Raw genomic sequence first — 20,771 nt, forward strand, 5'->3', positions numbered from 1 at the left:
AAGTAGGATCCCCCCATGCATCCCGATGCCCTCTCGCTCGACTCGATCTCGCTGCTGCTGATCTGGACGGCGATCGTGATCTACGCGCTCGCGTTCATGGCGTACGGGTTCGACCTCGCCAAGCGCTCGCAGCTCTCGCTCGAGCGCCAGGATGCCGCGCGCGAGCTCGCGCGCGTCGGATCCGGATCGGCGTCGAGCAGCACGGTCGTGGACGGCGGCCCGCAGCAGCCCGCCGCGGCGGCGCCCGAGAAGCCGCGTCTCGTGATGGGCCGCATCGGCACGTCGCTCACGGTGCTGGGCTTCCTGTTCCACCTCGCCGGCACCGTGCTGCGCGGCATCGCGGCCGGACGCGTGCCGTGGTCGAACATGTACGAGTTCGCCATGACGGGCACGCTGCTCATCACGGCGGTCTACCTGGGCGTGCTGCTCTGGCGCGACCTGCGATTCCTCGGCACGTTCATGGTCGGCCTCGTCACGGTGCTGATGGGCGGCGCGACGCTGTTCCACGTCGACATCGTGCCGCTGATGGACCCGCTCAAGTCGATCTGGCTCATCGTGCACGTGTTCGTCGCATCGCTCGCGACGGCGTTCCTCGCGCTCGCGTTCGGCCTGTCGGTGCTGCAGCTGCTGCAGGCGCGCCGCGAGCGCCGGGCCGTGGCCGGTGCCCCCAAGCGCTCGTTCCTGCGCACGCTGCCCAGCGCCGAGGCGCTCGAGGGTCTGGCGTACCGCTTCGCGATCATCGGCTTCATCTTCTGGACGTTCACGCTCATCGCGGGATCCATCTGGGCTCAGGACGCGTGGGGCCGCTACTGGGGCTTCGACACCAAGGAAGTCTGGACCTTCATCATCTGGGTGCTCTACGCGGGCTACATCCACGCGCGCGCGACGCGCGGCTGGCGCGGCACGCGCTCGGCGTGGCTGTCGATCGTGGGCTTCGTCGCCGTGATCTTCAACTTCACGATCGTGAACATGTACTTCGAGGGCCTGCACGCCTACAGCGGCCTGAGCTGACCCGCGCCGGGCGGCCATCCGCCGCCCCGGCACGTCCGAGAAGCGCCCCGCCCGTCGGCGGGGCGCTTCTTCGTGCGTTCGGCCCGGGCGGAGCAGCCCCCTTGTTCGTCGAGCGGCCGAGCGCAGCGAGGGAGTCGAAGCGGTCGTGACCGCTCGCGGGTGCAGGCTGTGGCGAGGTCGGGCGGTTCCGACTCGCTTCGCTCGCTCAACCAGCAGGGGGAGGGCGGAGCAGCCCCGCTTGTTCGTTGAGCGGCCGAGCGCAGCGAGGGAGTCGAAGCGGTCGCGACCGCTCGCGGGTGCAGGCTGTGGCGAGGTCGGGCGGTTTCGACTCGCTTCGCTCGCTCGACCAGCAGGGGGAGGGCGGAGCAGCCCGCTTGTTCGTCGAGCGGCCGAGCGCAGCGAGGGAGTCGAAGCGGTCGTGACCGCTCGCGGGTGCAGGCCGTGGCGAGGTCGGGCGGTTTCGACTCGCTTCGCTCGCTCGACCAGCAGGGGGAGGGCGGAGCAGCCCCGCTTGTTCGTCGAGCGTCCGAGCGCAGCGAGGGAGTCGAAGCGGTCGTGACCGCTCGCGGGTGCAGGCCGTGGCGAGGTCGGGCGGTTTCGACTCGCTTCGCTCGCTCGACCAGCAGGGGAGGGCGGAGCAGCCCTGCTTGTTCGTTGAGCGACCGAGCGCAGCGAGGGAGTCGAAACGGTCGTGACCGCTCGCGGGTGCAGGCCGTGACGAGGTCGGGCGGTTTCGACTCGCTTCGCTTGCTCGACCAGCCTTCCCTAATCTGCGTTTGTGTTGTTTTCTGTGGGAATGAGTTGTATCGTCGTGTCATCCGAAGGAGGGTGATGTACGCGACGGAGCGCAGGGAGCTGATCGAGCGGGTGCTGCTCGAGGAGGCGCGGGTGTCGGTGGCCGAGCTGGCCGAGCGGCTGGGTGTCACGACCGAGACCGTGCGCCGCGACCTCGCGGTGCTCGAGGAGCACGGCGCGCTGCGGCGCGTGCACGGCGGCGCGGTCGCGCCCGACCGGGGCAGCGGCGCGGAAGTCGACCTGCGCGAGCGGATGCGCCGCGGCGGGGCCGCGAAGGCGGCCATCGCGAAGCGCGCACTCGACGGGCTCGGACGCGGCTTCACCGGCTCCGTGCTGCTCGACGCGGGCAGCACGACCGGCGCGCTCGCCGAGCAGCTTCCCGGCCGGGGGACGTCCACGTCGTGACCCACTCGGTCGTGCTGGCAGCGGGCCTCACCGCGGCGGGCTACACCGAGCTGACGACGATCGGCGGCCGCATCCGCGGCATCACCGGGGCGGCCGTCGGCGCGGGGGCCGTGGCGGCGATCGAGGCCCTGCGGCCCGACGTGGCGTTCGTCGGCGCGAACGGGCTGTCGGCCGCGTTCGGGGCCAGCACGCCCGACCCCGAGGAGGCGGACGTCAAGCGCGCGATCGTGCACGCGGCGCGCCGGGTCATCCTGCTCGCGGACCACACCAAGTTCGAGGTCGAATCGCTGCGCCGGTTCGCCGCGCTGGACGAGCTCGACGTCGTCGTCACGGACCGGACGCCGACCGGCGCGCTCGCCGAGGCGCTCGCCGCCGCCGACGTGGAGGTGTGGACCGCATGATCGTGACGCTCACGGTGAATCCCGCGCTCGACCGGACGGTCGAGCTGGAGGACGCGCTGTCGCCCGGCGACGTGCAGCAGGCGGTCGCCGTGCGCGAGGACGCCGGAGGCAAGGGAGTGAACGTCGCGCGCGTGCTGGCGGGGGCGGGCGCCCCGGCGACGGCCGTGCTGCCGCTCGCGGAGGACGACCCGTACCGCCCCCTGCTCGGCGACCTGCCCGTGCGCACGGTGCCGATCGAGGGGCGGGTGCGCGCGAACCTGACGCTGACGGATCCGGACGGCGAGACGACGAAGATCAACCTGCCCGGCCCGGTCGTCGCCGAGCAGGAGGCCCGCGCGCTGATCGACGAGGTCGTCGCCGCCGCGGACGGCGCCGACTGGCTTGCGCTCTGCGGATCGCTGCCGCGCGGGGTTCCCGCCGACTTCTACGTCGACGTCGCCCTCGCGGTGCGCGCCCGATGCGCCCGTCCGCCGCGCATCGCGGTGGACACCTCGGGTCCCGCGCTCGCCGAGGCCGTGCTGTCGGGCGCCGTCGACCTCATCAAGCCGAACGACGAGGAGCTCGTCGAGCTGTCGCTTCTGCTCGATCGCAGCGTGCGTCCCCTCGAGCAGAAGGAGATGACGCGCGTCACCCGGAGCAGGCGCCGCGAGATCGCGGACGATCCGGCGGCGGCCCAGCGCATCGCCCGGCTGCTCGTGCCCGCCCAGGTGCGCGCGGCGCTCATCACGCTCGGCGGCGACGGTGCCGTGCTCGTCGAGCCGGACGGCGCCTGGCTCGCGGCGCCGCCGCCGACCGACGTGCGCAGCACCGTCGGGGCGGGAGACAGCGCCCTCGCCGGCTACCTGCTCGCCCACGTCGCGGGGGAGGACGGCCCCGGCCGGCTGCGCTCCGCGATCCGTTACGGGTCCGCCACCGCGGCGCTGCCCGGCACCGGGCTCGCCACCCCCGCAGACCTGCCGACCGGGGACATCCCGGTGCGTGCGCTCAGCTGATCCCGATCCACCCCTCGAGGAGGAGACCGTGTCCACCATCACCCCCCAGCTCGTCAGCCTCGACGAGGACCTCGGCCCCGACAAGCGCAGCGTGCTGCGCACGCTCTCCGCGCGCTTCGTGGCGCAGGGACGCGCGACGGACGCCGAGCAGCTGTTCGCCGCCGCGTGGAAGCGCGAGGAGCAGGATGCCACCGGCCTGCCGGGCGGCATCGCGATCCCGCACGCCAAGAGCGCGACCGTGACGCAGGCGTCGCTCGCGTTCGCGCGGCTGAAGCCCGGCATCGACTTCGGCGCCGAGGACGACCCGAGCGACATCGTGTTCATGATCGCGGCGCCCGACACCGCGGCGGAGGAGCACCTCGCGGTGCTGTCCAAGCTCGCACGCAACCTGATGGACGAGGACTTCCTCGCGGCGCTGCGCGGTGCGCAGGACGTCGATGAGGCCGTCGGGATCGTGCGTCACGCGATCGAGGAGGAACCCGCTGAGAGCCCCGCGCCGGCCGCCACCGCTCCCGCGGACGGCCCGGTTCCCGCGCCGGCCGCCTCGCCCGCGCCCTCCGCCGCCGCGGACGGCGCCCTCCAGGTCGACGGGCGCCCCGCGCGCATCGTCGCCGTGACCGCGTGCGCCACGGGCATCGCGCACACGTACATGGCCGCCGACGCCCTCACGGCCGCCGCCAAGAAGGCCGGCGTCGACTTCCACGTCGAGCCGCAGGGCTCGAGCGGGTACCAGGCCATCGACCCGGCGGTGATCGCGGCGGCCGACGCCGTCGTGTTCGCGGTGGATGTCGACGTGCGAGAGCCGCAGCGGTTCGCGGGCAAGCCCGTCGTGCGGCGCCCGGTCAAGGCGGGCATCGAGCGCGCGCCCGAGCTGCTCACCCTGGCCGCCCGCGCGGCCGAGGACCCGAACGCCGAGCGCGTCTCGGGCACGGCGGCGGAGTCGGCAGAGGGAGCGGGCAACGCCGCCGAGTCGCTGGGCGCCCGCATCAAGCGCGTGCTCCTGACGGGCGTGTCCTACATGATCCCGTTCGTGGCCGGCGGCGGTCTCCTGATGGCGCTCGGCTTCCTGCTCGGCGGCTACCGGATCAACGACGTCGCCAACACGATCGCTGTCGAGAACGCGCTGTGGAACCTCCCGGAGGGCGGGCTGCTGCAGTACCTCGGCGCCGTGTCGTTCGCGATCGGAAACATCTCGATGAGCTTCCTGGTGCCGGCGCTCGCGGGCTACATCGCCTTCGCGCTCGCCGACCGTCCGGGCATCGCACCGGGCTTCGTCGCCGGATCCGTCGCGGTGCTGACGAGCGCGGGATTCATCGGCGGCATCGTGGGCGGCGTGCTCGCGGGTCTCGCGGCGATGTGGCTCGGGTCGCTGTCCGTGCCGCGCTGGCTGCGCGGGCTGATGCCGGTCGTCATCATCCCGCTGCTGGGGTCGATCTTCGCGAGCGGGCTGCTCATCCTGTTCCTGGCGGCGCCGATCGCCGCGCTGATGCGCGCCCTCACGGACGGACTGAACGGCCTGGCGGGATCGGGCCTGCTGCCGGTGGTCGGCATCATCCTCGGAGTGATGATGTGCTTCGATCTCGGCGGCCCGATCAACAAGGTCGCGTACGCGTTCGCGGTCGCGAGCCTCGGCGACGCATCGGCGGACAACCCCGTGCCGTACTACATCATGGCCGCGGTCATGGCGGCCGGCATGGTGCCCCCGCTCATGATGGCGTTCGCCTCGACGGTCCTGGCCCGGGACAGCTTCAGCGCTCCCGAGCGCGAGAACGGCAAGGCCGCCTGGCTGCTCGGTCTGTCCTTCATCTCGGAGGGGGCGATCCCCTTCGCCGCGGCCGACCCGCTGCGCGTGATCCCCGCGGCGATGCTCGGCGGCGCCGTGACGGGCTTCCTCAGCACGCTGCTGCTCGTGGGCTCGCGCGCCCCGCACGGTGGAGCCTTCGTGTTCTTCGCGCTCGACCCGCTCTGGGGCTTCGCTCTCGCGCTGCTCGCGGGGGTGCTGGTGGGCGGCTTCGCGGTCGTCGGCCTCAAGCGCTTCGCGCGGCGCTCGGCGCCCGCCGAGGTCGCGGTGGCCTGATCCGGCGTACCCGTTCTCCGCGGAAGCGGAAGGCCCGGCTCCCTCGCGGGAGCCGGGCCTTCTGCGTGAGCGGGCTCAGACCGCCGCGCTCTCCAGCAGGAGCTTCGACGACGCCGAGCGCTTGCGTGCCACCGCGATGGTGGTCGCGGCGAAGGCCAGCACGGCCCACAGGAGCAGGGCCGTGACCGCCGCGCCCGCGCCGCCCGCGTCCGTCACCGTGCCGAGCAGCGCGCGATACGCGGGGGAGGTCGGCAGGATGCCCGACAGGTCGGCGAGCCAGCCGGGCAGCGTCGAGATGATGCCGGTGGCGAGCGCCATGGCTCCGACGAGCGCCCCGATCCAGCGACCTGCGCCGCCGAACACCGCCGTGAGGGCCTGGTGCACGGCCGCGAACGCCACGCCGATCAGCGCGCACAGAGCGACCATCGCGGCCGCGGTGCCGACCTCGTAGTCGTTGACCATCTGCACCACGACGCCCACGAGCACGCCCTGCACGGCGCCGACGATCGCCGCCGGCAGCAGCGCGCCGCCCGCGAGCGTCACCGACGCGCGGCGCGAGGTCAGCGCCCTGGCCGTGACCGAGCGCATCACGACGAACGTCGCGAGCCCGCCGAACCACAGCACGACCGCGGCGAGCAGCGGGATCGCCGCCGCGCCGAACAGCGCGACGCCCGCGCTGGACGCCGTGACCGGATCGGACACGACGGCCGCGAGGTCATCGGCCTCGCGCTCGGTGTACGAGGGGATCTCCTCGGTCGCCTGACCGAGGCCGCCCGCGAGCGTCTGCGTGCCGTCCGCGAGCTCGCCGATGCCGTCGCCCAGCTCGGTCGTGCCGGTCGCGAGCTCGCCGGCGCCGCTGGAGAGCTGGTCGGCGCCGGTCGCGACGCCGTTGGCTCCGGACGCCAGCTGCGACGTGCCGTCCGACAGCGCGGTCGCGCCATCCGCCGCCTGACCGGCGCCCGTCGCGAGCTGCGACGCCCCGCCGGACAGCTCGCCGGCGCCGTCCGCGAGGTCGCGGGCCCCGCCCGCGAGCTGCGCGGCGCCGTCGCCGACCTCGGCCACACCCGCGGCGTAGGAGCGCAGACCCTGCGCGAGGCCCGGGTTCTGTGCGGTGCCGTCGCCGGACACGCCGACCGCCAGGGCCTCGGCGCCCGAGGCGAGCCGGCCGAACTGCGTCGTCAGGTCGGCGGCTTCGCGAAGCGGTGTCGTGATCTCGGCAGTCGGCGTCTCCGCCAGTCCGGCGATGACGCCGGATGCCGCCGCCGCGTCGGTGGCATAGCCGGACAGACGGTCGCAGAACGCGGCCTCGCCCCCGTCCGCCACACAATCCGCGCTCAGAGCGGCGAGGTCGTCCGCCAGTGTGCGCGCGCTGGTGACCGTGTCGGCCGGGACGAGACCGTTCTGGTCGATCGAATCGGCCGCCGCACGGAGCCCGGTGCCGATGGGGGCCGCGCGGTCCGCCACCTGACGGAGGCTCGGTGCGAGACCGGGGTTGTCGCGGGTGCCGTCGCCGGACAGGCCCGTGCCGATCCGCTCCGCGGCGCTCGCGAGGTTGTTCGCGCCGCCCACCAAGCCCGGGTTCTCCGCGGTGCCGTCGCCCGAGATCCCGAGGGCCAGGCCGTCGATGCCGTCTGCGAGGCCGTTCGCTCCCTGCGAGAGCTGTGCCGCACCGTCGGCCAGCCCCGAGGCGCCGTCCGCGATGCCGGCCACGCCGTTCGCGAGCTCCAGGGCGCCGCCCGCGACGCCGCCCGCGCCGCCCGCGAGCTGGCCCGCGCCGTCCGCGAGCTGGCCCGCGCCCGTGCCGAGCTGCGTGGCGCCGTCCGCGAGCTGCGTGGCGCCGTCCTGCGCCGCGGTCGCGCCGTCCGCCAGCTGGGTGGCGCCGTCGGCCGCCTCACCGAGCTGCTCGCCCAGCGTCGTGAAGCCGATCAGCACGTTGGACAGCGTCGCCTGCGACAGGGTCTGCCCCATGGTCGTGGTCGCGACGGACGCGATCTGGCTCGTGATGGCCTCGTCGGCGAGGCGCGCGTCCGGCGCCGTGACGACCTCGATCGTCGCCTGCTCGGGCTCGACGTCCTCGCCCGACAGGCGCTGACCGGAGGAGGTCGCGGCGGCCGAGAAGTTCTCGGGGATCGTGATGACCGCCTGATACGTGCCGTCCTCGAGGCCCTCGGCGGCATCGTCGTCGTTCGACAGCACCCACGTCAGGTTGCTCGCCGCGTCGTCGGATCCCTCCACGAGACCGGCCGCGAGCTGCCTGCCGAGCGGCGTCGGCTGATCCTGGATCGTCACGGGCTCGTCGTTGTTCACGATCGCCGCGGTCATGTTGTCCAGGCGCTCGGTCGGGTCGTACAGCGCCGCGAAGAGCACGCCGCCCACGAGGGCGGGAAGCAGCAGCACGCCGACGATCGTGAGCCACGAGACGGGCTTCGCGCTGCGGGCGCGCTCGATGCCGGTGGCGGCGAGACGGCTGAGGACGGTCATGCGTTCACCTCGATGGTGGTCGGAGCGTCGGCGACGTCGAGCTGCTGGACCGCGTCCCAGCCGGCGTCGGTGAGCAGTCGTCGCGAGACGACCGCATCGGATCCCGTCATCACGACGGTCAGTTCGGTGGGGGAGAGGGCGTGCCGCGCATCGCGCAGGACTGCGGCGACCTGGTCGCGCGCGGCGGGGTCGAGCGCGTCCGCGCCGTCGATCACGACGAGGCGCGTGCCGCCGCGGAGGGCTTCGCGCACCTCGCGCGCGGGCGTGGCGGCCCCGGCGAGCAGCGCCACGCCCACGTGGGTGCGCACCCAGGCCGCGCGTCCGGGCAGAAGGTGTCCGTCGACGCGCAGCAGCCCGTCCGTCGCGGGCGCGCGGCCGGCGACCGCGAGTCCGACCGCTCGAGCCGGACGCGGATCCGCGGACGTCACGGCGACGGCCTCACCGGGCTCGGCGCGCAGGTCCACGCCGGACGCCAGCACGACGTCGCCGGCCGAGACCGCGAGGCCCTCGGCGGCGATGATCGCGGTCGATCCGGCACCAGGCCAGTCGGCGAGTGCGCGCTCGCGCTCGACGGCCTCGCCCTCGATGTCGAAGTGGGGCAGCAGGCGGTCGAGCCAGCGCGGGAACCACCACGCCTTCTCCCCGAGCAGCGCCATCACGGCCGGCACGAGCGTCATGCGCACGAGGAAGGCGTCGATCGCGATGCCGACCGCCAGCGCGAGCGCGATGGGCTTGAGGTTCGAGTCGCCCTCGGGCACGAACGCCGCGAACACCGCGAACATGATCACCGCGGCGGCGGTGACGACGCGGGCGGACGCGGAGAAGCCCGAGCGGACCGCGTCGATCGCGACCTCGCGCGTCGCCCCGAGCCTGCGGGCGGCGTGCACGTAGTCCTCGCGCATGCGGGACACCAGGAAGACCTCGTAGTCCATCGCGAGGCCGAACAGCACGCCCATCACGACGATCGGCATGAACGCGATGACCGGACCCGTGCGCGCGACGTGCAGCAGATCGGCGCCCCAGCCCCAGGAGAACACCGCCGCCACGACGCCGAAGGCGGCGACGATCGACAGCAGGTAGCCGAGCGCGGCCTTGAGCGGCACCCAGATGGACCGGAACACGATCATCAGCAGCACGAACGACAGGCCGACCACGAAGATGCCGAATGGCACGAGCGCGCCGCCCAGCCGGTCGGAGATGTCGATGCCGACGGCCGTGGAGCCCGTGACCTTCAGGTCGATGCCGTACTCGTCGAGCCACTCGTCGTGGTGCGCTCGCAGCTCGCGCACGAGCTCGCTCGTCGCGGGGTCGTCCGGGCCGGTCTCGGGCACGATCTGCACGATGCCGGTGTCGGCGGTCTCGTTCGGGACCGCGAGCGCGACCTCCTTGACGCCGTCGATCGCCTCGACCTCCGACGAGAGATCCTCCATGAGGCCGAGCGGATCGCTGGACGTCACGATCGTGCCGGTCAGGATGAGCGGGCCGTTGAAGCCCGGGCCGAAGTGCTCGGACGTGAGGTCGAAGCTGATGCGCGCCTCGTTGTCCTTGGGCAGCACGCCCGCGTTGGGCAGCGACAGCGCGAGGCTCCCCACGGGCAGCGCCATCACGCCCAGGCCCACGACGACCGCGACCGTCGTGACGAGCGGGTGGCGCGTGACCATCCCGACCCAGCGCGTGGCGAAGCCGCGGCGCTCGGCGTGCTCGCCGCGCTGCTTCTTCGGCGTGCGGGGCGCGCGGCCCACGACGCGGTGCTTGACGAAGCCGAGCAGGGCGGGCGTGAGGGTCACGGCGATCAGCACGGCGACGGCGACGGCGACCGCGGCGGCGATGCCCATCGTGGTGAGGAAGGGGATGTTCGCGAAGCCGAGGCCGATCAGCGCGATGAGCACCGTGACGCCGGCGAACACCACGGCGGATCCCGCCGTGCCGGTCGCGCGCCCGGCGGACTCCTCCGGATCCATGCCGGCGCGCACCTGATCCTGATGCCGCGCGGCGATGAAGAGGGCGTAGTCGATGCCGACCGCGAGGCCCAGCATGAGTGCGAGCATCGGGGTCGTCGCCGACACGGTCGCCCACTGCGTCGCGGCGACGATGCCGAGCAGCGAGATGCCCACGCCGATCAGCGCCACACCGAGCGGCAGGCCGGCGAGCACGAACGAGCGGAACGTGACGATCAGCACGAGCAGCGCGATGATCACGCCGACCGCCTCCGTGATCGTGATGGTGGGCAGCTCGGTCGCGAACAGCTCGCCGCCGAGCGCGGTCTGCGAGCCCTCGGGGAGCTGCTCCGCGAGGCGGTCGACGACGGCGTGCAGCGACTCCTTGTCGGCGTCCGTGACGTCGGTCATCGTGCCTTCGAACTGCAGGCGCACGATCGCGGCCGACTCGTCCTCCGACACCATGCCCGTGACGTTCTCGTCGAACGGCGACGTCGCGCTGCTGACCTTCTCCACGTCGCCGAGCTCGTCGACCGTGTCCTCGATCGCATCGCGGTACGTCGCGTCCGTGACCGCGTCGCCGTCCGCCGCGACGACGATGAACTGCGCGCTCGTGCCGGAGACCTGCGGGAACGTGCGGCTCAGCTGCGACAGACCCTCCTGCGCCTCGGTGCCGGGGATGGAGAAGGCGTTGTCGAAGCCCTTGTTCAGACCCGCCGCGGCGCCGCCCACCGCGGCGAGGATCAGCAGCCAGCCCAGCAGGACGCGCCACGGGTGGCGATACGACCAGCGACCGAGCGAATACAGCAAGGTGGACACAGGCGCCTCCGGAAGGGGACGGGCAGGGAATTCGATACAACGCTGTATCCGATACAAGTGTGTATCGTACTGGGGGATGAGGCAAACCGGGCTGGGGGTTCGGTGGGAACCGGAGGATCGGGATGAGCGAGCAGGATGTCGTGACGGAGGCGGCGGCCAAAGCACCCACGCGCAGCCGCGAGAACACGCGCACGCGGCTGCTGGATGCCGCGGAGCAGGTGTTCGCCGAGGTCGGCCTGGGTGAGACGTCGGTCGAGGCCATCTGCGAGCGCGCGGGCTTCACGCGCGGCGCGTTCTATTCCAACTTCGAGTCGAAGGACGAGCTGTTCGTCGAGCTCGCGGGCCGTTTCGCGAGCCGCCAGGTCGAGGGCGTGCGCGAGCGCGTCGCCGCGATGATCGAGTGCGGTCCGGAGACCGGCGCGGGTGAGGACGACATGGTGGGACTCGTCGAGGCCCTCGACGTCCCGGGAGACGTGCGCCTCGGGGTGCTGCTCATGAGCGAGATCCGCAACCGCGCGATGCGCGACGCGAAGACCGCCGAGGCGTACCTCGCCCAGGACGCGCAGCTGGTGCGCGAGGTCTCGCAGCTGCTCGAGGAGGTCACGCACGCGAAGGGCCTGCGGCTCGTGCTCCCCGCCGACGACGCGGCGCGCTTCGTGCTGAACGCGTGGGAGGGTGCGGCGAGCCGGGCCATCATCGCCGGGCTGCCGGAGAAGGAGCTGCAGGAGGCGCGCGCGCAGGAGGTCGGGCGCATCGCGCATCTGATCATCGAGCAGGGCTGAGGCCCGGCGGCGCCGCGCCGGCTACATGTCGCCGCGGGTCGCGAGCCGCGCATGGCAGCGCTCGATGCGGGCGCGCCACCAGGCACGGCGGTCACCGCTTGCGGCATGGCGGTCGAGCAGCGCCGGATCGGGCGTGAGCCTGCCGACCGCGATCACGCCGCCGCGCGGGACGAGCGGATCCCGCACCACGTCGGCCGCCAGGAGCGCCGCCGTGCCGAGGCCGCAGTCGAACTCGAGCGACGGCAGGGCGGCGGCGAGCGCGGCGCCCTGCGAGAGCCCGATCGAGGTGTCCAGGGCACTGGAGACCACGGCGGGCAGGCCCGTCTCCGCGACGATCTCCCGCGCTCGGCGCACCCCGCCGAGCGGCTGCGCCTTCACGACGATCAGGTCGGCAGCGCCGGCCCGCGCGACCGCGAGCGGATCCTGCGCCTTGCGCACGCTCTCGTCGGCGGCGATCGGCAGGTCCCAGCGGCGCAGCCGCACGCGCAGCTCCGCGAGCTCCTCGGCGGTCGCGCACGGCTGCTCGAGGTACTCGAGGTCGAATTCTGACAGGGCGTGCGCGGCATGCTCGGCCTCGTCGACGTTCCAGCCGCCGTTCGCGTCGACGCGGATGCGTCCCGCGGGGCCCATCGCCTCGCGGACGGCGCGCACGCGCGCGACGTCGTCGGCCAGGACCTGACCGCGCTCGGCGACCTTGACCTTCACCGTGCGGCAGCCGTCGTAGCGGGCGAGCACCTCCGGGACGCGCTTCGGATCGACCGCCGGCATCGTGGCGTTCACGGGGATGTCGTGTCGCAGCGGCGCGGGCTGCGGCGCGTGGGCGTAATCGAGCGCGGCGGCGAGCCAGGTCGCGGCCTCCGGGTCGTCGTACTCCGTGAAGGGCGAGAACTCCGCCCAGCCCTCCGGCCCCTCGAACAGCGCGGCCTCGCGGTGATCGACGCCGCGGAAGCGCGTCGCGAGCGGCAACGACACCACCCGCACGGTGGCAAGGATCTCGGCGAGCGGCGGCAGCGACGTCATGCCCCCATCCTGCCCCGTCAGGACTCCGGATGATCCCGGTCGTGCGCCGGGATGAGCGGCCACGCCGCCGCCGGGGTCAGTGCGATGAGAGCGAACGCGAGCGGGTAGCCCACCAGCCCGATGAGTGCTCCGATGCCCGGGCCGACCAGGGCCGCGGCGACGAACTGCCCGGTGTTCTGCAGGCCGAGCGCCCGGCCCGACCATGCGGGCCCGGCGTACTCGGCCACGGAGGTGAAGGCGGGGCCGTTGTCGGCGACGGACACGCACGTCGCGACCACGAAGGCGATCGCCGCGGGAGCGGCCCACTGCAGACCGGCGAGCCCCGCGAGCGCAACGAGGACGACGATGCCCGCCAGTGCGATCCTGCGAAGGGCCCGCACGCGGCCGATCCGGTCCGACCAGACGCCCACCGCGATGCGGCCGAGGGCGCCCGCGAACTGCGCGCCGCCGACCAGTGCGCCGGCGGCAAGGGGCGACCAGCCGAGCTCCGCCACCAGCCACACGAGACCGAAGGTCGACAGCGCGAACTGCGGCACGACGAGAAGGACCGACGCGGCGTGGATGCGCCACAGGAATCCGCGCCCGACGTAGGGGTTCGCCGTCGCGGGTGCCGGGCCGGTCGGCCGCGCGGGGCGGTGCGGATCGCGGATGCCGAGCGCGCACGCGATCGCGAACGCCCCCGTCAGGCCGACGGACAGCAGCACGGCGCCGCCCACGCCCCCGGCGGTCGCGAGCGGCGGCACCGCGAGTGCCGCGACCGTCACGCCGAGCGGCTGCGCCATCTGCCGGATGCCCATCGCCAGGCCGCGTCTGTCACGCGCGAACCAGCCCACCACGAGCCGCCCGCTCGCCGAGCTCGCGCTGCCGGCCGCCATGCCGCCCAGAAGCAGGAAGACTCCGAGCCACCCGTATCCCTCGGCCTGCCACGCGCCCACGGCCGCCGCGCATCCGAGCACGAGACCGGCCGTGATCGTGAGGCGCTCGCCGAAGCGGTCGGCCATCGCGCCCCACGCCACGAGCGTGAGCACCAGGCCGAGGTTCGGCGCGCCCGCCAGGACACCCGCCTCCGCCAGCGTGAGGCCGCGTTCCCCGTGCAGCAGCGGGATGAGGAACGCGGGCGTCGCCACGAACACCGAACCGGCCAGCTGTGCGCCGACCGCGAGCGCGAGCTGGATCCACGGCACCAAGGCGCTCAGCCGGCGGCGAGCGCGGCGAGCGCGTCGCCGTCGACGCGCTGCACGGTCCAGGCGTCCATGCCGATCGCGCCGATCTGACGGTAGAAGCGGATCGAGGGCTCGTTCCAGTCGAGCACCGACCACTCGAACCGCGTGTAGCCGTTCTCGACGCACTCCCGCGCGAGCGCGCGCATCAGTGCGAGCCCGTACCCGCGCCCGCGGTGCGTCTCCTTCACGATGAGGTCCTCGAGGTAGATGCCGTTGCGGCCCGTCCACGTCGAGTAGTTCAGGAACCAGATCGCGATGGCCGCGACCTCGCCCTCGTGCTCGACCACGTGCGCGTACACGGTGGGCTTCTCGCCGAACAGCGCCGCCTCGAGCATCTCCGGCGTCCCGGTCACGGCGTCCGGCTCGCGCTCGTAGACGGCGAGGTCCACGATGCGCGCGAAGATGCCCGGGACGTCGGAGGGGAGGGCGCGGCGCAGGATGGCGCCGTCGGCGAGGGTCTGCATCCCGCCAGCGTATCGGGGCGCGCGAGGGGTTGTGTGGCTCAGGTCATTGTGTCTCTTGCAATGGTGTGTCTCGCACAGTAATGTGACACGCATGGAAGAACGCGGCGACATCGAGACCCACCGGCAGGAGCTGCGCCGGGGAACCCTCGTGCTCGCGTGCCTGCATCTGCTGCGCACGCCGGGCTACGGGTACGGGCTCCTCGAGCAGTTGGGCGCCGCGGGGTTTCCGACCGACGCGAACACGCTCTATCCGCTGCTGCGGCGCCTCGAGAAGCAGGGGCACCTCACCAGCGAGTGGAACACCGACGAGGCGCGGCCCCGCAAGTTCTACCGCACCTCCGAGGCGGGCACACGCCTCGCCGACACCCTGTTCGCCGACTGGCGCGCGATCTCCGACGCGCTCGGCGGACTCTCCGACTGACTCCACCCCACCTGTCCCTGGAGGACAAGATGTCCGAACTCCTCGACCGCTACGTCGACGCCGCCACACGCTCGGTCCCGCCGACCTCGCGCGACGACATCGCCGCCGAGCTGCGCGCCTCGATCGCCGACCAGCTCGAGCCGCGCCTCGAGGCCGGCGAGCCCGGCGACGCCGCCGAGCGCTCGGTGCTCACCGAGCTGGGCGATCCGGCGATCCTCGCGGCGCGCTATGCCGACCGCCCGCTGCACCTGATCGGTCCCGCGTACTACCTCGATTGGCTGCGGCTGCTGAAGCTGCTGCTGTGGATCGTGCTGCCGTGCGTCGCGTTCGCCTGGGTGCTCGGCCAGGCCATCGCGGGCGCGTCCGTGGGCACGATGCTGGGCGGCGGGATCGGCGTGCTGATCTCCGTGGCCGTGCACCTGGCGTTCTGGACGACGTTCGCGTTCTGGATCGCCGAGCGCGCGCAGACGCCCGGGCCGGTGCGCGAGTGGACGCCCGACGAGCTGCCGCTCGCAACCGAGGCGCGCGCATCCCGTGCCGAGGTGATCCTCGCGCTGGCGTTCGTCGTGATCGCCGCGGCACTGGTGCTCTGGGACCGCTTCATCGACTACGTCCCGTGGGACGTCGCGGAAGGCCGCGTCCTGCCGCTGCTGAATCCCGCCCTGTGGCCCTGGACGCTCGTGGTGATCCCGGGCGCGGCCGCGATCAGCGCCTTCATCCTGCTCGGCGTGCATCTCGCCCGCCGCTGGACCTACCCGGCCGCGATCGCCAACGCGGTGCTGGCGCTGGCGGTGGGCGGCATCGGCCTGTGGCTGCACGCGAGCGGACTGCTGTGGAACGCCGATGCCGTGAGCCTGTTCGTGCAGCACGCGGGAGAGGAGCCCGTCCGGATCGTCGGGATCATCATCGGCGTGTGCCTCGTCGGATTCCCGCTGTGGAGCATCGCCGACGGATTCCTCAAGGCCCGCCGCGGCCGTCCCGTGCACCGATAGCCTGACGCCATGCCCGACTTCTCCACCGACATCCCCGTCCGCCTCGGCGTGCAGATCGCCCCGCAGCACCACGCGTCGTACTCCGTGATCCGCGACGCCGTGACGCGCCTCGAGGACATGGGAGTCGACGTCCTGTTCAACTGGGATCACTTCTTCCCGCTGTCGGGCGACCCCGACGGCACCCACTTCGAGGGCTGGACGATGCTGGCGGCCTGGGCCGAGCAGACCGAGCGCGTGGAGTTCGGGCCGCTGGTGAACTGCAACAGCTACCGCAACCCGGACCTGCAGGCCGACATGGCCCGCACGATCGACCACATCTCGAAGAAGGGCGGCGACACGGGCCGCTTCATCTTCGCGACCGGATCGGGATGGTTCGAGCGCGACTACGACGAGTACGGCTACGAGTTCGGCACCGCCGGATCGCGCCTGGACGACCTCGCCGAGGCGCTTCCCCGGATCGAGTCGCGCTGGGCGCAGCTGAACCCCGAGCCCACGCGCGACATCCCGATCCTGATCGGCGGTGCGGGGGAGCAGAAGACCCTGCGCCTCGTGGCGCGTCACGCCGACATCTGGCACAGCTTCGTCCGCCCCGAGGACTACGGGCACAAGCTCGACGTGCTGAAGCGGTGGGCCGAGAAGGAGCAGCGCGACCTCGGCACGCTCGTGCTGTCGAACCAGGTCAGCGGCGACCATGTCGACCGCGCCGATGCGCTCTACGACGCGGGCGTGCGCCTGTTCACGTGCGACGTGACCGGACCCGAAATCGACTTCGCGCGCGTCGAGCGCTGGCTCGCCTGGCGCGACGCCAAGAACGCCTGACCGGGCTGTCGCGCATCGGGCGGCGTGAGCCGCTCGGTCGCGTCACGACGCGGCCGGGCGCCGCTTCTCGTCGCGCCATGCGATGAGATCCCGCAAAGGCCCGAGATCCCACGTCGGCGCCTCATAGCCCACGGTCAGCAGCCGGACGCCCACGGCGTGCAGCCTCTCGGCGTGCCCGACGTAGTCGTCCAGGTCCTCGGGGAAGCGGCCCGGCTTGGGCGAGACGCCCGCGCTGCGGACGATCTCGGACGGATCGCGCCCGACCTTCGCGCACCACTCGTCGAGCACGGCGCTCTTGTGCGCGATCGTCTCCGCGTCGCCGAAGCTGTGCCAGATGTCCGCGTGCGTGGCCGCGATCCGCAGCGTCTTGCGCTCCCCTCCGCCGCCGATCAGGATGGGGATGTCGCGGGTGGGGGCGGGGTTGAGTGCGCCCCAGCGCGAGCGGATGAGCTCGAGGTCGCCCTCGAGCCGGTCGAGGCGGCTGCCCGGCGTGCCGAACGGCGCATAGCCGTACTCGTCGTAGTCGCGCTCGAACCAGCCCGCGCCGATCCCGAGAATCAGGCGCCCCGCGCCGTCCCGCGCCGAAAGGTGATCGACCGTCCGCGCCATGTCGGCGAGCAGCTGCGGATTGCGGTAGCCGGTCCCCGTCACGAGCGGACCCAGCTCGATCCGCTCCGTCGCCTCGGCCCACGCGGCGAGCAGGCTCCAGCACTCGAAGTGCAGGCCGTCCGGATCGCCGGAGAGCGGGAAGAAGTGGTCCCAGTTGAAGACGATGTCGGCGCCGGCCTCCTCGACCTTCGCGACCGCGCGGCGGAGTTCCGCGATGGAGGCGTGCTGCGGCTTGATCTGCACGGCGATCCGGGTGTCCATGCCTCGAGTCTCGCAGGCGGCGCGGCTCAGACGGGATCGCCCTCCGCGTCGAAGCGCTGGCGGGCGCGATCGAGTCGCGCCGTCACGGGCTTGAGCGAGGTCGCCGCGCCCAGGCCGGTGGGCGGCATGCCGACGTAGATCGACTCGGCGCGCGCGATCGAGAACGTCTCGTGCCAGATCCCGACCGCACCCCGCGCGTCGCGAGCGCGCCGGTTGAAGGCCGCCCACGCCGGGCGGTGCGACGCGTCGCGGTCGGAGGCGTACGCGTACAGCTTCTCGACGCTCGTCCAGTACTGCAGCACGGTCGGTGAGCGGGGGAAGCCGAACAGGCGCTGTGCGAGCATGCCGGACGCCGGATCGCCGGCCAGCTCCCTCATCATGGGCGGCATCGCGGTCAGCGTCGGCCACCACAGATCGGGGCGCGACCAGCGGTTGATGCGCATCCCGACCAGGAAGACGACGAGCTCGCCGTCGTGGTCATGGGTCATGCGGCCCGGGTTCACGATCATCGCCGGCCTCCTCGGCATACTGGTGAGTGCGACTCTCCAATATTGGAGAGCAAAACTATCCAATGTCAAGAGGTCTCATGCGCATCTCCGAGCTCGCACGCGCCGCGGACATCCCCGTCGCGACCGTCAAGTACTACCTGCGCGAGGGCCTGCTGCCTCCCGGGCGGCTGACCGCCGCGACGCAGGCGCAGTACGACGACGCGCACCTGCGGCGCCTGCGGCTCGTGCGCGCCCTGCTCGGGCCCGCCCGGCTGAGCATCGCGCAGGTGCGTGCGGTGCTCGCGACGATGGACGCGCCGGAGCCGGACGTGTTCGCGACGCTCGGCCGTGCTCAGCACGCGACCGCGTCGGCGGCGGAGCCCGCCGATCCCGCCGACGCCCTCGCGCTGATCGCGCGGGCCGGCTGGAGGGCTGAGCCCGACGGCCCGGAGGTCGCGGGCGTCGCCCAGGCGCTCGCGGCCCTGGACGCCGCGGGCTTCGAGATCGGAGCCGAGAACCTCGAGGCGTACCTGGAGGGGATCCACCGCATCGCCGCCGCCGAGATCGCCAACCTGCCGGACGGCTCCGCCGAGGAGGCCGTGCGCTACGCCGTGCTCGGCACGGTTCTCGTCGAGCCACTGCTGCTCGCGCTGCGTCGGGTCGCGCATCAGGACGCCGCCCGGCGCCGCTTCCGCACCGCCGAATAGGCTGGAGCGGTGACCGGCACCTTCGTCTCCGACCTGTTCGACCCGTCCGAGTGGGACGTGGCTCCCGGCGCCTCGGCGTACCGCGACATCACCGCGCACGTGTCGAAGGACGGCCGCATCGCCCGCATCGCCTTCGACCGCCCGGAGGTGCGCAACGCGTTCCGGCCCGCCACGGTGGACGAGCTGTATCGCGCGCTCGACTCCGCACGGCAGGACCCCCGGATCGGCGTGGTGCTGCTGACGGGAAACGGCCCCAGCCCGAAGGACGGCGGCTGGGCGTTCTGCTCGGGCGGCGACCAGCGCATCCGCGGGCGCGACGGCTACAAGTACTCGGAGGACGAGACCTCGGTCAGCGACGCCGCCCGCGCCGGCCGGCTGCACATCCTCGAGGTGCAGCGGCTGATCCGGTTCATGCCGAAGGTCGTCATAGCCGTCGTGCCCGGCTGGGCCGCCGGCGGCGGGCACTCGCTGCACGTCGTGTGCGACCTCACGATCGCTTCGGCCGAGCACGGCCGCTTCAAGCAGACCGACGCGGATGTCGGCTCCTTCGATGCGGGATACGGCTCGGCCTACTTCGCGCGCCAGATCGGTCAGAAGTTCGCGCGCGAGGTGTTCTTCCTCGCCGAGGAGCATTCGGCCCAGCGCATGTACGAGATGGGCGCCGTGAACCGGGTCGTGCGCCACGAAGACCTCGAGCGCGAGGCGATCGCGATGGCGCGGGTCATCCTGACCAAGTCGCCCACGGCGATCCGGATGCTGAAGTTCGCCTTCAACGCGGTCGACGACGGCCTGCCGGGGCTGCAGGTCTTCGCGGGAGAGACCACCCGTCTCGCGTACGGCACGGACGAGGCGGTGGAGGGCCGCGACTCCTTCCTGGAGAAGCGCGAGCCCGACTGGTCGCCCTTCCCGTGGCACTACTGACGCGATGAGGCTCGAGCCGCTCGACTCCGACGACCCGCGCTCCGTGCTGCGGGCGCTGCGCTCCGCACTCGGGGCGGGCCCCGCGGTCGCGCTCGGCGGCGGCGGACCCCTGCCCGAGACGGTGCCGGCCGGCATCGCGGCGGTCGTGACGACCTCCGGATCCAGCGGCGTGCCCAAGAGCGTGATGCTGTCGCGCGCCGCGCTCACCTCGAGCGCCCTCGCGACGGCCGAGCGCATCGGGTCCGGCCAGTGGCTGCTCGCGCTTCCCGCGTCCTATGTCGCCGGCATGCAGGTGCTCGTGCGCTCGCTGGTGCAGGGCACCGAGCCCGCGATCCTGTCGGGGCGGTTCTCTGCCGCGGCGTTCGCGCATGTCGTCTCGGGGATGCACTCCGCGCGCGGCGGCGAGCGCGTGCCGACCTACACGTCGCTCGTGCCGGCGCAGCTGCAGACGCTCGTCGACGCTTCCGTCGAGGATCGCGCGGTCGGCCGGGCCCTCGCCTCGTTCGAGGCGATCCTGATCGGCGGGCAGGCGCTGCCCGTCGTGCTGCGGGAGCGCGCCGCCGCGCTCGGGGCGCGGATCGTCCGGACGTACGGATCGAGCGAGACCGCGGGCGGGTGCGTGTACGACGGCGTGCCGCTCGACGGCGTGCGCGTCGTCTCGGTCGACGGAGAGCTGCGGATCGCCGGCCCCACCCTCGCGGGCGGCTACCTTGCCGACGCCGCGCTGACAGATCGGGTGTTCGTGCGCGACGACACCGGTGTGCGCTGGTACCGCACGGGCGACGCCGGCACCGTGAGCGACGGACGCGTGCAGGTCGCGGGACGCATCGACAACGTCATCGTCTCGGGCGGGGTCAACGTCTCCCTCGACCGCGTCGAGCGCGTCGCGCGCGAGGTGCTGGACGCCGTCGTGGTCGGCGCGCCGGACGAGCGCTGGGGCGAGACCCCCGTGCTCGTCGCCCGGCGGGGAGACGTTCCCGAGCCCGACGCCGCGCTCGCCGCGGTGCGCGAGGCCGTCGGGGCGCAGGTCGGAAAGCCCGCCCGTCCGACGCGCATCCTGCTGGTGGACGAGATCCCGCGCCTGGCGTCCGGAAAGCCCGATCGGCAGACGCTGACGCGACTCGCCTCGCGCTGACGCCCGGACGG

At 73.0% G+C, this 20,771-nt stretch carries 17 protein-coding genes and 1 pseudogene; 11 read left to right on the forward strand and 7 right to left on the reverse strand.

Annotation, left to right across the window (positions count from 1 at the left end; translation table 11 throughout):
* The first annotated feature begins 15 nt into the window (after positions 1-15).
* From ccsB to BJP60_RS02855, 4 genes and pseudogenes are all read left to right on the forward strand, one after another.
* Positions 16-1,011, forward strand: coding sequence for a c-type cytochrome biogenesis protein CcsB (gene ccsB, locus BJP60_RS02840; protein WP_203137419.1), 996 nt, complete (start codon positions 16-18; stop codon positions 1,009-1,011).
* An 831-nt stretch (positions 1,012-1,842) separates the two neighbouring features.
* A pseudogene (locus BJP60_RS02845) lies at positions 1,843-2,612 on the forward strand (DeoR/GlpR family DNA-binding transcription regulator).
* Complete coding sequence (locus BJP60_RS02850) at positions 2,609-3,604, forward strand: 1-phosphofructokinase family hexose kinase (protein WP_203137421.1); 996 nt, start codon at positions 2,609-2,611, stop codon at positions 3,602-3,604. The pseudogene BJP60_RS02845 and the gene BJP60_RS02850 overlap by 4 nt, the downstream one beginning before the upstream one ends.
* A 28-nt stretch (positions 3,605-3,632) precedes the next feature.
* Complete coding sequence (locus BJP60_RS02855; RefSeq protein ID WP_203137423.1) at positions 3,633-5,681, forward strand: PTS fructose transporter subunit IIABC; 2,049 nt, start codon at positions 3,633-3,635, stop codon at positions 5,679-5,681.
* A 75-nt stretch (positions 5,682-5,756) separates the two neighbouring features.
* Here BJP60_RS02855 and BJP60_RS02860 read toward each other — a convergent pair whose 3' ends face one another.
* Together BJP60_RS02860 and BJP60_RS02865 are read right to left on the reverse strand one after the other, a co-directional pair.
* Entirely contained in the window at positions 5,757-8,162 is a 2,406-nt protein-coding gene (locus BJP60_RS02860; protein ID WP_203137425.1) for a YhgE/Pip family protein, read from the reverse strand.
* A complete protein-coding gene (locus tag BJP60_RS02865) occupies positions 8,159-10,918 on the reverse strand; it encodes an MMPL family transporter (protein WP_203137427.1) in 2,760 nt (919 codons plus the stop codon). The genes BJP60_RS02860 and BJP60_RS02865 overlap by 4 nt, the downstream gene beginning before the upstream one ends.
* 122 nt (positions 10,919-11,040) lie before the next feature.
* Here BJP60_RS02865 and BJP60_RS02870 point away from each other — a divergent pair, with 122 nt between their 5' ends.
* Entirely contained in the window at positions 11,041-11,700 is a 660-nt protein-coding gene (locus tag BJP60_RS02870) for a TetR/AcrR family transcriptional regulator (RefSeq protein WP_203137428.1), read from the forward strand.
* Between the two features lie 21 nt (positions 11,701-11,721).
* Here BJP60_RS02870 and BJP60_RS02875 read toward each other — a convergent pair whose 3' ends face one another.
* Genes BJP60_RS02875 through BJP60_RS02885 form a run of 3 tightly spaced genes read right to left on the reverse strand, consistent with a single transcriptional unit; the run spans position 11,722 to position 14,407 of the window.
* The gene (locus tag BJP60_RS02875) at positions 11,722-12,720 is read right to left on the reverse strand and encodes an o-succinylbenzoate synthase (RefSeq protein ID WP_203137429.1); all 999 of its coding nucleotides are present in this window, start codon (positions 12,718-12,720) and stop codon (positions 11,722-11,724) included.
* 17 nt (positions 12,721-12,737) lie between these two features.
* The gene (locus BJP60_RS02880; RefSeq protein ID WP_238439623.1) at positions 12,738-13,904 is read right to left on the reverse strand and encodes an MFS transporter; all 1,167 of its coding nucleotides are present in this window, start codon (positions 13,902-13,904) and stop codon (positions 12,738-12,740) included.
* 8 nt (positions 13,905-13,912) lie between these two features.
* On the reverse strand, positions 13,913-14,407 hold the full coding sequence (locus BJP60_RS02885; protein WP_203137430.1) for a GNAT family N-acetyltransferase: 495 nt from the start codon (positions 14,405-14,407) through the stop codon (positions 13,913-13,915).
* Between the two features lie 91 nt (positions 14,408-14,498).
* Here BJP60_RS02885 and BJP60_RS02890 point away from each other — a divergent pair, with 91 nt between their 5' ends.
* From BJP60_RS02890 to BJP60_RS02900, 3 genes are read left to right on the forward strand one after another with little or no spacing between them, the layout of a single operon-like run.
* Positions 14,499-14,828 carry a PadR family transcriptional regulator gene (locus BJP60_RS02890; protein ID WP_203137431.1) on the forward strand — a complete coding sequence of 110 codons (330 nt, stop codon included), beginning with the start codon at positions 14,499-14,501 and terminating at the stop codon, positions 14,826-14,828.
* Positions 14,829-14,857: 29 nt separating this feature from the next.
* A complete protein-coding gene (locus BJP60_RS02895) occupies positions 14,858-15,820 on the forward strand; it encodes an HAAS signaling domain-containing protein (RefSeq protein WP_203137432.1) in 963 nt (320 codons plus the stop codon).
* A gap of 9 nt (positions 15,821-15,829) precedes the next feature.
* Positions 15,830-16,639 carry an LLM class F420-dependent oxidoreductase gene (locus BJP60_RS02900; RefSeq protein WP_203137433.1) on the forward strand — a complete coding sequence of 270 codons (810 nt, stop codon included), beginning with the start codon at positions 15,830-15,832 and terminating at the stop codon, positions 16,637-16,639.
* Positions 16,640-16,681: 42 nt separating this feature from the next.
* Here the strand turns inward: BJP60_RS02900 and BJP60_RS02905 are convergent, their stop codons facing one another.
* Positions 16,682-17,509, reverse strand: a complete 828-nt coding sequence (locus BJP60_RS02905; protein ID WP_203137436.1) for an LLM class F420-dependent oxidoreductase — start codon at positions 17,507-17,509, stop codon at positions 16,682-16,684.
* A 26-nt stretch (positions 17,510-17,535) separates the two neighbouring features.
* A complete protein-coding gene (locus BJP60_RS02910) occupies positions 17,536-18,018 on the reverse strand; it encodes a DUF4188 domain-containing protein (protein WP_203137437.1) in 483 nt (160 codons plus the stop codon).
* Between the two features lie 77 nt (positions 18,019-18,095).
* Between BJP60_RS02910 and BJP60_RS02915 the strand changes: the two genes are divergently transcribed.
* The 3 genes from BJP60_RS02915 to BJP60_RS02925 are packed head-to-tail and all read left to right on the forward strand — an operon-like array spanning position 18,096 to position 20,760.
* A complete protein-coding gene (locus tag BJP60_RS02915) occupies positions 18,096-18,704 on the forward strand; it encodes a MerR family transcriptional regulator (RefSeq protein WP_203137439.1) in 609 nt (202 codons plus the stop codon).
* A 9-nt stretch (positions 18,705-18,713) separates the two neighbouring features.
* Positions 18,714-19,625 (forward strand): 1,4-dihydroxy-2-naphthoyl-CoA synthase, encoded by a 912-nt coding sequence (locus tag BJP60_RS02920; RefSeq protein WP_203137441.1) that lies wholly within the window; start codon positions 18,714-18,716, stop codon positions 19,623-19,625.
* Positions 19,626-19,629: 4 nt separating this feature from the next.
* Positions 19,630-20,760, forward strand: a complete 1,131-nt coding sequence (locus BJP60_RS02925; protein WP_203137443.1) for an AMP-binding protein — start codon at positions 19,630-19,632, stop codon at positions 20,758-20,760.
* Positions 20,761-20,771: the final 11 nt, after the last annotated feature.

It is taken from the genome of Microbacterium sp. JZ31, assembly GCF_016805985.1.
GTDB lineage: Bacteria > Actinomycetota > Actinomycetes > Actinomycetales > Microbacteriaceae > Microbacterium.

Excerpts from the sequence above, each read along its gene's own strand:
- BJP60_RS02900 (WP_203137433.1), top strand. The coding sequence starts at position 15,830 with ATGCCCGACTTCTCCACCGACATCCCCGTCCGCCTCGGCGTGCAGATC.
- BJP60_RS02910 (WP_203137437.1), bottom strand. The coding sequence starts at position 18,018 with ATGATCGTGAACCCGGGCCGCATGACCCATGACCACGACGGCGAGCTC.
- ccsB (WP_203137419.1), top strand. The coding sequence starts at position 16 with ATGCATCCCGATGCCCTCTCGCTCGACTCGATCTCGCTGCTGCTGATC.
- BJP60_RS02885 (WP_203137430.1), bottom strand. The coding sequence starts at position 14,407 with ATGCAGACCCTCGCCGACGGCGCCATCCTGCGCCGCGCCCTCCCCTCC.
- BJP60_RS02890 (WP_203137431.1), top strand. The coding sequence starts at position 14,499 with ATGGAAGAACGCGGCGACATCGAGACCCACCGGCAGGAGCTGCGCCGG.
- BJP60_RS02895 (WP_203137432.1), top strand. The coding sequence starts at position 14,858 with ATGTCCGAACTCCTCGACCGCTACGTCGACGCCGCCACACGCTCGGTC.
- BJP60_RS02850 (WP_203137421.1), top strand. The coding sequence starts at position 2,609 with ATGATCGTGACGCTCACGGTGAATCCCGCGCTCGACCGGACGGTCGAG.
- BJP60_RS02915 (WP_203137439.1), top strand. The coding sequence starts at position 18,096 with ATGCGCATCTCCGAGCTCGCACGCGCCGCGGACATCCCCGTCGCGACC.
- BJP60_RS02905 (WP_203137436.1), bottom strand. The coding sequence starts at position 17,509 with ATGGACACCCGGATCGCCGTGCAGATCAAGCCGCAGCACGCCTCCATC.
- BJP60_RS02875 (WP_203137429.1), bottom strand. The coding sequence starts at position 12,720 with ATGACGTCGCTGCCGCCGCTCGCCGAGATCCTTGCCACCGTGCGGGTG.
- BJP60_RS02870 (WP_203137428.1), top strand. The coding sequence starts at position 11,041 with ATGAGCGAGCAGGATGTCGTGACGGAGGCGGCGGCCAAAGCACCCACG.
- BJP60_RS02860 (WP_203137425.1), bottom strand. The coding sequence starts at position 8,162 with ATGACCGTCCTCAGCCGTCTCGCCGCCACCGGCATCGAGCGCGCCCGC.
- BJP60_RS02925 (WP_203137443.1), top strand. The coding sequence starts at position 19,630 with ATGAGGCTCGAGCCGCTCGACTCCGACGACCCGCGCTCCGTGCTGCGG.